Genomic DNA, 867 nt, shown 5'->3' with positions numbered 1-867 from the left:
GCCGTCGGCGGAGGCCGCGTAGGCGCGGCAGCGGCCGTCCGGGGAGTTCGCTCCCTGCCGGCTGAACTCGGTCATCGTGATGGGCGTCGTCATGAACGTCACGCCGCCCGCCAGCGCGAGCGAGCACTCGCCGTTGCGCAGCGCCTGCGCCGCCATGTGCAGCGCGACCCCGGAGGAGGAGCAGGCCGTCTCCACCGAGACGGCGGGGCCTTCCAGACCGAGGGTGTAGGCGATGCGGCCGGAGGCGACGCTGGACATGGTGCCGGTGACCCGGTAGCCCTCGTACTCGCTGGGCACGAGGATGCCGTAGTCGGAGCCGGTGATGCCGACGAAGACGCCGGTGTCCGTGCCGCGCAGGGAGGTCGGGTCGATCCCGGCGTGCTCCAAGGTCTCCCAGGAGGTCTCCAGCAGCAGGCGCTGCTGGGGGTCCATGGCCATGGCCTCGCGCGGGCTGATGCCAAAGAACTCGGCGTCGAAGTCGCCCATGCCGGCGATGAACCCGCCGCCGCGCGCGTAGGTGGTGCCCGTCCGCTCGCGGTCCGGGCTGTAGAGCCGCTCCAGGTCCCAGCCGCGGTCGGTCGGCATGGGGCCGATCACGTCCCGGCCCTCGGCCACGAGCTGCCACAGGTCCTCCGCGGAGGTGACGCCTCCGGGGTAGCGGCAGCCGATGCCGACGATCGCCAGCGGCTCGTCCACGGTGCCGCGCCGCTTCTGCGCGGCCGGGAGGGCGGTGTCCGCCGTGCCGTCGGCCTGCGACAGCAGCAGCCGGGCGACCGCCACCGGCGTGGGGTGGTCGAACACGAGGGTCGCGGGCAGCGGCACGCCGGTGCTCTGCGAGAGCCGGTTGCGCAGTTCGACCGCGCTGAC

Annotated in this window: 1 protein-coding gene; it reads right to left on the bottom strand. The window is 73.7% G+C overall.

Annotation, left to right across the window (positions count from 1 at the left end; genetic code table 11):
- A partial coding sequence (locus tag IH00_RS39285; protein ID WP_420710981.1) for a beta-ketoacyl synthase N-terminal-like domain-containing protein occupies positions 1-780 on the bottom strand: 780 nt, incomplete at its 3' end.
- Positions 781-867 lie beyond the last annotated feature (87 nt).

Origin of the sequence: Streptomyces sp. NRRL S-118 (assembly GCF_000716335.1) — a bacterium.
Taxonomy (GTDB): domain Bacteria; phylum Actinomycetota; class Actinomycetes; order Streptomycetales; family Streptomycetaceae; genus Streptomyces.
Note: the sequence above shows the minus strand (reverse complement) of the source record. Positions and strands in the feature narration are given on the sequence as shown.